We start from the raw sequence: 9439 nt of genomic DNA on the forward strand, positions 1-9439 counted from the left end.
ATTGGAATGCGGCTGCGGAATTCTTCTTTCTCGGGCAGGCTGTCAATGAAGCCCGGAAGGACGTTGTTCATGCGGATATTCGCGGCGGCATATTTGTCCGAATACAGCTTGGTGAAGGCGGCCAACCCGGCGCGGAACACGCCCGAGGTTGGGAAAACCGGATCCGGCTCGAACGCGGCAAAGGTCGAGATATTGATGATCGATCCACCGCCCTGCGCCTGCATGATAGGGGTCACAAGCCGGGTTGGGCGTACCGCGTTCAGGAAATAGACATCCATGCCGGTGTGCCAATCCTCATCCGTCAGCTCAAGGATCGGGGCGCGGGGGCCGTGACCGGCAGAATTGACCAGAACGTCAATACGCCCCCAATGGGCCATGGCGGCATCGACAAGTTTCTGCAAATCCTCGGTGGACTGGTTCGAGCCGGTAATGCCGACGCCGCCCAGCTCTTTTGCCAATGCTTCTCCTTTGCCCGAGGAGGACAGAATGCCGACCTTGAAACCGTCCGCCGCCAGCCTCCGGGCGGAATCAGCCCCCATGCCGCTGCCGCCCGCTGTGATAAGTGCTACTTTTTCCATCTGACCTCTCCGTTTTCAGTTGATCCCAAGATGGCCGTCGGACAGTGGTTTGACCAATCAGTTCTGCTGCCTCTATTCTGTAGAAAATTTACAGGATAACAGCATGACCGCCCTTCCACCCCTTAACGCCTTGCGCGCTTTCGAGGCTTCTGCCCGTCACTTGAACTTTCGACTGGCTGCCGAAGAGCTGGGCGTGACGCAGGGCGCCGTGGCGCAGCAGGTGCGCGGGCTTGAGGCGCGATTGAACGAGGTTCTGTTCGACCGCCTGCCGCGCGGGTTGCGCCTGACCGATTCCGGGCGGCGGTTTCACACGCCCCTGCGTCGTGCTTTCAGGTTGATCGAAGAGGCTGTGGCCGACCTGTCTCCGGACCGGCGGATCACATTGTCGGTCACGCCCAGCTTTGCCTCGAAATGGTTGGTGCCGCGTTTGTCGGGCTTCACGGACCTGTATCCGGACATCTCGGTTAAGGTGGATGCGCGCGAGCGTCTGGCGGATTTCAGTTCGGATGGCGTCGATCTTGCAGTCAGGCAGGGTCGGGCGCCGTTTGCGGCGGAACTGGAGGCGGTGCCTTTGTTCTCGACCGAATTCATCCCGGTATGCAGCCCTGCTGTTGCGGACGGAATCAGCACCCCTTCTGACTTGATGAAGCAGGTATTGCTGAACGACACCCACGGATTGTGGCCCTTGTTCCTTGAACGGGTGGGTGTGAGCGGAAAACCCAGAATGATGAGCTTCAGCCAGACCAGCCTTGCGATCGACGCCGCAGTTTCGGGGCAGGGGATAGCATTGGCCAATGCGCCTCTTGTTGCGCCCGAGGTGGCCTCGGGCCGTCTTGTTCAGCCGCTTGCGGATGTCCTGGTTGCAGATCTGGGGTTTTATGTGATTGCGCCCCGCAAGCCGCGCCAGCCGCAACTGGTCAGGATCATGCGCGACTGGCTGTTGTCTCAGGTCTGAAGAGATGCGGCGATTGCCTCGATCCGGGCCCGCAACCAGCGATGTGCCGGGTCATTGGCCGACCTTTGGTGCCAGACCATGTAGATCGACACCGGCGCGCATTCGAACGGCAGTGGCGCGCAATCCAGCACGGCCAGCGGGCCCTGTTTCATCAGCGCCGTGTCGGTCGAGATCAGGTCGCTGCCCAGTATGAAGGCCGGGATGGCGTTGAAATGCGGCAGGGTCACCACCGCAGGCCTGATCTGGCTTTGATCGACGCCACGCATGACGGCGCGCGCATTGCGGCCATCGGCAAAGCGAACCTCGACATGATCGCAGTTGCAATAGGCGTCCCAACTGTTCGGGGGCGTGCGCTGTGTGGCGTCATAGAACAGCATCAGCGGGCTGGTCATCAGGCGTTTTTGAAAGATATCCGGTCCATCCGGCGGCAACGGGGTCAGCATCAACTGGCATCTGTCACTGCGCAGCAGCTCGGGGTCGGGCACGCCTGAAGGAATGAATTCCAGCCGCAGACCTGCGCCTTCGGCACGTGTTTCTCGAAGCAGCTGCGGAAAGATCAACTCGCGCGGCATGTCATTGGTGGCGATGCGGATCCTGATCTGTTCCGACTGCGGGTCGAACGGCCGCCCTTCGGTCAGCGCCCGCATTCCGTCCAGCACCTTTTGCGCGGGCTCCTTCAGGGACAAGGCGCGCTCGGTCGGGGTCAGGCCCTGACCGGACCGGACAAACAACGGATCGCCCAGCACCAGCCGGAGCTTGGCCAGCGTGTGGCTGATTGCCGATTGCGTGACACCCAGCCGATCCGCAGCTTTCGAAACCGAGCTTTCCTCGAGAATGGTCAGAAAGGTGCGCAGAACCTTGCCGTCGAGATCAGTAAAATCGATTTTCCTCATACCACTTATGATTATGCATGAATGGTTTCGCTGTCCATGACGGGGTAGGGGATGGATGATAAAAGGAGGCGCATAATGGGAATCCGCTTTTTCTCGGACAAGAACCGACCCGTTCACATGGGGCGATACCCGTTGGAGCGTTTGACCCGACAAGATACCATGCCGGATTTGTCGCGCGTGCCCGCCATGGGGGAACTGAGTTTCCACCGGCCGCAACGGCCCGACAGCATCGTCAACGCCATGGGTGAGTTTCAGGCGATGCTGGACGCGATCCGCGACGGGTTGGTGAACCCGATTGCATCCGAGATTCCCTCAGATCCGGAGGAGCGCGCCAACCATCTGAAGGCATTTGGGTATTTCAACGACGCATCGATGATGGGCTGCGGGCCGTTGCCGTCAGATGCACTGCTGGACGAACCACGCCGCAACCCCGATATCGACCGGCTTGCCCACGCGCTGCGCACGCGCCAGACCAAAACGCTGGCCTCTGGGATCGATCTCATCATGGCCGATCTGAAAGACAGTATGGAGGCCGCGCCCAAGCCGATTGACGACCACCGTCACGCCATCGTCTTTCTTTACGAACATAACCGCGACCCGGACCCTTCCGAACCCGGTGCGGACTGGATCATCGACGCGCAGGATCATCGTGCCTGCCTGCTGGCAACCGAGAATGCCGTGGTCATCGCCAACTATATCCGACTGCTGGGTTTTGACGCCCGTGCGCACAGCGTGATGTCGTCCGAAGTTGATCTGGGCAAGCTGGCCGTGGCCGCCGGTCTGGCCACGGTCGAGGGCGGCCAGCTGGTTGCGCCTTGGCTGGGCACCCGGTTTGGCCTTGCAGCCGTGACGACCGAGATGCCCATCGCGCATGACCGGCCGCTGAGGCCCATGGCGCAACAGCCGTGGTTTCGGACCCAAGGCCCGGCATGGTGGCTGGGCACGGGATTTGCCAAGAACGCCCTCAACCGTGACCCATATGCCAAACGGCGCTATGTGGACGGGGCCCATCCCTTCGAAAAGCTCAAACGGGTCGAGGCCCCGACAACCTATATCGACGAAGAGAATGTGGCCCGCGTTCCCAAGCGCGCCGACATGTTCGCCCGCGCCCAGTTCGGCGACATGGGCAAGTCATTGCAGGACGCCGCGAAAGGCGGGTACTACGTGCGCAAGGCCGCGCCCAGCTTTGCCCAGCGCCGGGCGCTGGGTGCATTCGTTCTGTTGCAGGATGGTGAAAGCGCCGAGGTCGCCGGATCCACCAATGCCGAGCGCAATGCGGCGAACATCAAGGCGGCCACCTGTTTCCTTGGGGTCGACGCGGTGGGCCTCAGCCGCTGCCCGGAATGGGCGTGGTATTCTCATGACGCCACGGGCGAAGAAATCGTGCCGCCTCATGATCAGGCCATCAGCATGATCATCGATCAGGGCTATGAAACGATGGAAGGTGCCAGCGGTGACGACTGGATCAGTGTCGCCCAATCCATGCGCGCCTATCTGCGCTTTTCCTTGCTGGGTGGCGTGATTGCCCAACAGATCCGCAACCTGGGCTACAAGGCCAAGGCGCATACGGTGATGGATGGCGAGGTTCTGCAACCTCCGCTTTTGTTGCTGTCCGGTCTGGGCGAGGTCAGCCGGATCGGCGAAGTGATCCTGAACCCCTATCTGGGGCCGCGCCTGAAATCAGGCGTGGTGACGACCGACATGCCGATGACGCATGACAAACCCATCGACTTCGGCCTGCAAACCTTTTGCGAGTCCTGCAACAAATGCGCCCGTGAATGCCCCTCGGGCGCAATCACGGCTGGGCCAAAGCTGATGTTCAACGGTTACGAAATCTGGAAGTCCGACAGCCAGAAATGCGCCACGTACCGTGTGACGACCCCGGGCGGTGCGATGTGCGGGCGCTGCATGAAGACCTGCCCGTGGAACCTCGAAGGCATCTTCAAGGAACGCCCCTTCCGCTGGGTTGCGATGAACATCCCCGCCGCCGCGCCTGCATTGGCCAGGCTGGACGATGCGGTCGGCAATGGCGGGCTGAACGACACCAAGAAATGGTGGTGGGACATCGAGTTGCAGCCCGACGGCGCCTATCGCCCCACGACGCACCCGTTGAACCGGCGCGATCTGCAAAAGGATCTGGACCTGAAGTATGAGGATCAGACCCTGGCCGTCTATCCCGCTTATCTGGCTCCGCACCCATGGCCCTATCCCTTTGCAATGGACCGAGAGGCCGGGATTGCAGCCTATGAGGCCATGGTGACAGCCGACGAGTACAAGGCCCGCAAGGCAGGCGGGGACATGTCGATCATCCATCGCTATCGGATCTCCGGTGATGCGCCTGTGATGCGGGTCGCCGTGACCAAGGTTGAAAAGATGACGGCGGATGTCACGAAATACGAATTTGCATCGCTGGACGGTGCGCCCCTGCCGGGATGGACAGCGGGCGCACATCTGGACGTTTTGGTCGCACCGGAGTTTCTGCGGCAATATTCCATGTCCGGTGACCCGTCGGATCGTACGACCTATCAGATCGGCGTGCTGCGCGAGAGTGACGGGCGTGGCGGGTCCGCGTTGTTGCATCGCATCTTCACCGAAGGTCGAAAGGTTTTCGTGTCCAATCCGATCAACCACTTTGAATTGGATGAAAGGGCTACCAGAACTTTTCTCATGGGTGGCGGCATCGGCATCACCCCGATGATCGCATTTGCCCATCGCCTGCATGCGCTGGGCCGCGAGTTCGAATTACACTATTCGGCCAGCACACGGCGCGGGGCGGGGTATCTGGAGGATCTGGCCGCCATGCCCTGGGCAGATCGCGTTCATTACCATTTCTCGGATGAAGGCACCCGCGCCGACCTGAATGTGATTCTGTCCGGCTACCGGGATGGATGGCATGTCTATACCTGCGGGCCGGATCGTTACATGAACGGCGTGATTCAGGCGGCCGAGCAGCAGGGCTTTCCCGAAGAGGCGCGTCACCTGGAATATTTCTCGGTTCCTGAAACGCCTGAATATGAAAACCACGCGTTTGAGCTCAAGCTTGCGCGTTCGGGCCGGATACTGCCCGTGCCCGCAGACAAGGACGCGGCGCAAGTTCTGAACAAAGCCGGATTTCATGTGGATGTGAAATGCGCTGACGGCATCTGCGGCGTCTGTAAATGCGGTGTCATTTCGGGCGAGGTCGAGCATCGGGATTTCGTTTTGTCCCACAAACAGCGCGAAGGCGCCATGATCCTGTGCCAAAGCCGCGCGGCGGAACCTGATGGGGTGATCGAGATCGATCTCTGAACCCTGCCCAAAAGCGACATTTGGAAGTTGAATTTTGGTCGCTCGGCCCATGGACGCCGGACGAGGGGTGAATTAACGTCGCCCCGAACCCAGATATTCCTGACCAACAGGTACGAGGTAGCTTCATGGATTATCACAGCCCCGCCAGCTTTGCCGAAGCTTCGGCTCTGGCCGCGAACGCGACGGGCATCACACGTTTTCTGGCGGGCGGTACGGATGTACTGGTGCAACTGCGCTCGGAACTGGTGACGCCCGATACGCTGATCGACATCAAGAAGATCGACGGCGTGCGTGACATCACCCGCAACGACGACGGCAGCTGGACGATCGGCGTGGCCGCGACCGGCGCCGAGATGAGCGAGCACCCCGAGCTTGGTCGCGACTGGCCCGGTGTGGTCGAGGCGATGGACTTGATCGGTTCAACTCAGGTTCAGGGCCGCGCGACGCTGACGGGCAATCTGTGCAATGGCTCTCCTGCGGCTGATTCCGTGCCTGCCATGGTCGCAGCCGGTGTGACTGTCACCGTGACCGGCCCGGACGGCACCCGCGAAGTCGCGGTCGAGGATATTCCAACCGGCCCCGGCAAGACCTCGCTGGCGAAGGGCGAACTGATCTCGGCGGTCAATATCCCTGCCCGTGGTGAAAACGGCGGCGATGCGTATTTGCGGTTCATCCCCCGTACAGAAATGGATATTGCGGTGGTGGGCGTTGGTGTGAACCTCCGTCTGGACGGTGACGCCATCACCGAGGCGCGCGTGTCGCTGGGTGCCGTGGCACCGACCGTTCTGTTGGTTGAAGACTGTGCCAACGCGATCATCGGCAGCACATTGGACGATGCCGCCCTTGACGCACTTGCCGCGGCCGCGTCGGCCGCCTGCAATCCGATCGATGACAAACGAGGTACGATTGCATTCCGTACCGAAGTCGCCGGCGTTCTGGCCAAACGTGCCGCAAAGATCGCCTATGCCCGCGCGAAGGGAGAAAACGCATGAGCAAGCTTCACGTATCCACCACCGTGAACGGGGACGCAGTCGAATACCTGTGCGACCCGCGTGAAACCCTGCTGGACTGTCTGCGCGACAAGCTGAACCTGACCGGCGCCAAAGAGGGCTGCGGCACCGGTGATTGCGGCGCATGTTCGGTCACCGTCGATGGCCGCCTTGTGTGCTCGTGCCTGATGCTGGGTGTCGAGGCCGAAGGCAAGAAGATCGAGACCGTCGAAGGGATTGCGGATGGTGACATCCTGCACCCGTTGCAGAAGAAGATGATCGAATATGCCGCGCTTCAATGCGGCATCTGTACCCCGGGCATTCTGGTGGCGGCGAAGTCCCTGCTGGAGAAGAACCCTAATCCGACCGAGGAAGAAACGCGCTATTGGCTGGCGGGCAACCTGTGCCGCTGCACCGGCTATGACAAGATCATTCGCGCCGTGATGGACACGGCGGCTGAGATGCGGGAGGCGTCATAATGGCTCTGGACGATCGCAAAACCGATTTCACTTTCGTTGGCACCCGCCCTGATCGCCCTGACGGTCTGGACAAGGTGACGGGCCGGGCCAAGTTCGGTGCGGATATCTCGGCCCCCGGCATGTTGCACGGCGCGATTCTGCGCTCACCCCATGCCCATGCCCGGATCGTCAGGATTGATACCTCGAAAGCCGAGGCATCGAAGGACGTCAAAGCCGTCGTGACCCGTGCCGATTTCGCCGATGTCCCATTCAAGCCCGGGCTTGAAGGTGAATTCTGGAATGTGTTGGAAAACGTCATGGCGGGGGAAAAGGCGCTTTATGACGGGCACGCGGTTGCTGCCGTGGCGGCCACATCTGCCTTGGCGGCACGTGATGCGCTGAAACTGATCGAGGTCGAATACGAGGTGCTGCCGCACGTCACCGATGTGGACAAAGCGATGGCCCCGGATGCGCCGGTGATCCGGGAAGGTGCGGCGGATTATTCGGTGCCGGAAGGGATGCACCCGAACGTCGTGCGCTATCACGAAAGCGGTCACGGTGACGTCGAAGCGGGCTTTGCCGAGGCCGATCTGGTTATCGAAGACAGCTTTGTCACCGAGGCGACCCATCAGGGGTACATCGAACCGCATGCCTGCCTGGGCATGCTGGGCAATGACGGCAAGGGCGAGTTGTGGTGCACAACCCAAGGTCACTGGATCGCGCAAAAGACCTGTGCGGCGCTGCTGGGAATCGAAACCTCTCAGCTGCGCGTCACGGCGTCTGAAATCGGCGGCGGTTTTGGCGGCAAGACCACGGTCTTCATCGAACCCGTCGCGCTGGCGCTCAGCCGCAAGGCCAACCGTCCGGTCAAGATCGTGATGACCAGGTCCGAGGTTTTCCGTGCCACCGGGCCGACCTCTTCGGCGTCAATAGACGTGAAGATCGGCATGAAGAAAGACGGCACGATCACGGCGGCGCAGGGTGTCTTCCGCCTGCAAGGCGGGGCCTTCCCCGGCGCCCCGGGCGACATGACGGCCATGTGTGCCTTTGCGCCCTACAACCTGACCAACGTCAAGCAGATCGGTTACGATGTGATGTCGAACCGCCCGAAACAGGCCGCCTACCGCGCGCCGGGCGCACCCATGGGCGCCTTCGCCGTTGAATCCGTCATTGACGAGCTCTGCAACAAGCTGGGCCTCGATCCTATTGATGTGCGCCTGAAAAACGCCGCGCATGAAGGCACGAAGGCCAGCTATGGCCCGACCTACGAGCGCATCGGTCTGGTCCAAACCCTTGAGGCCGCCAAAGCGCATCCCCATTACTCGGCCCCGCTGAAGCCGGGTCAGGGGCGCGGGGTTTCCTGCGGCTTCTGGTTCAACCACGGCGGCGAGACCAGCGTTTCACTGGCACTGTCCGAGGATGGCTCAGCACAGTTGATGGTCGGAACGCCCGACATCGGCGGGTCGCGCGCATCCATGGCCCTGATGGCGGCCGAGGTTCTGGGCATTCCGTATGAAAATATCCGCGTGACCATCGCCGACACGGCGACGCTGGGCTACAACGACGTGAGCCATGGTTCGCGTGTGACCTACGCGTCGGGTCTCGCGACGATCAAGGCCGCAAGACACGCGGTCGAGAAACTGTGCGAACGTGCGGCGGCCAAGTGGGGCATCCCGGTCGATGCGGTGAAATGGGAAGACGGCTGCGCGGTGCCCTCGGGGCCCAATGCAGGGGATTTCGACCCGATGCCTCTGGCCGACATCACGGCGGATATGGGATCGACCGGAGGCCCGATTTCGGGCCATTTCGAAGCAACCCCCGAAGGCGCGGGCGTATCCTTTGGCACCCATATCGTCGATGCCGAGGTCGATCCGGAAACCGGCAAGACATCGATCACCCGGTACACGGTCATTCAGGACGCCGGCAAGGCGATCCACCCGACCTATGTGGAAGGGCAGTTCCAAGGTGGTGCCGCACAGGGTATCGGCTGGGCACTGAACGAGGAATACATCTATGGCGAAGATGGCCGGTTGCAGAACTCGATCTTTCTTGACTACCGGATTCCCGTTGCCAGTGACCTGCCGATGATTGACACGGTGATCGTCGAAGTGCCCAACCCGGGCCACCCGTTCGGGGTGCGCGGCGTGGGCGAGACGGGCATCGTGCCGCCCCTGGCCGCCATCGCCAATGCGGTGTCCAATGCGGCGGGTGTTCGGATGAAGCAACTGCCGATGTCTCCGCCGCGCATTCTGGCGGCCCTGAAGGAAAATGGTTGAGG

Annotated in this window: 7 protein-coding genes; 5 read left to right on the forward strand and 2 right to left on the reverse strand. The window is 61.4% G+C overall.

The genetic code is table 11. The features are described from left to right. Nucleotides 1-578 (reverse strand): SDR family NAD(P)-dependent oxidoreductase (locus AC2FNN_RS20395; RefSeq protein WP_496760256.1); only part of this gene is annotated, 578 nt, incomplete at its 3' end. A gap of 103 nt (nt 579-681) precedes the next feature. Here AC2FNN_RS20395 and AC2FNN_RS20400 point away from each other — a divergent pair. Further along, entirely contained in the window at nt 682-1533 is an 852-nt protein-coding gene (locus AC2FNN_RS20400) for a LysR substrate-binding domain-containing protein (RefSeq protein ID WP_496760257.1), read from the forward strand. On the opposite strand, the gene AC2FNN_RS20405 is transcribed toward AC2FNN_RS20400, so the two are convergent. Continuing rightward, nucleotides 1524-2426 (reverse strand): LysR family transcriptional regulator, encoded by a 903-nt coding sequence (locus AC2FNN_RS20405; RefSeq protein ID WP_496760258.1) that lies wholly within the window; start codon nt 2424-2426, stop codon nt 1524-1526. The genes AC2FNN_RS20400 and AC2FNN_RS20405 overlap by 10 nt on opposite strands. A gap of 75 nt (nt 2427-2501) precedes the next feature. Here AC2FNN_RS20405 and AC2FNN_RS20410 point away from each other — a divergent pair, with 75 nt between their 5' ends. From AC2FNN_RS20410 to AC2FNN_RS20425, 4 genes are all read left to right on the forward strand, one after another. After that, nucleotides 2502-5714 carry a reductive dehalogenase gene (locus AC2FNN_RS20410; protein WP_496760259.1) on the forward strand — a complete coding sequence of 1071 codons (3213 nt, stop codon included), beginning with the start codon at nt 2502-2504 and terminating at the stop codon, nt 5712-5714. Nucleotides 5715-5839: 125 nt separating this feature from the next. Continuing rightward, the gene (locus AC2FNN_RS20415) at nt 5840-6706 is read left to right on the forward strand and encodes an FAD binding domain-containing protein (RefSeq protein ID WP_496760260.1); all 867 of its coding nucleotides are present in this window, start codon (nt 5840-5842) and stop codon (nt 6704-6706) included. Then, entirely contained in the window at nt 6703-7182 is a 480-nt protein-coding gene (locus AC2FNN_RS20420) for a (2Fe-2S)-binding protein (protein WP_496760261.1), read from the forward strand. Before AC2FNN_RS20415 ends, AC2FNN_RS20420 begins: the two co-directional genes overlap by 4 nt. Beyond that, nucleotides 7182-9437: a xanthine dehydrogenase family protein molybdopterin-binding subunit gene (locus AC2FNN_RS20425; RefSeq protein WP_496760262.1), complete on the forward strand. Its 2256-nt coding sequence runs from the start codon at nt 7182-7184 to the stop codon at nt 9435-9437. The genes AC2FNN_RS20420 and AC2FNN_RS20425 overlap by 1 nt, the downstream gene beginning before the upstream one ends. The last annotated feature ends 2 nt before the right edge of the window (nt 9438-9439 follow it).

The sequence above is a fragment of the Ruegeria sp. BHSA118 genome, from assembly GCF_059613405.1.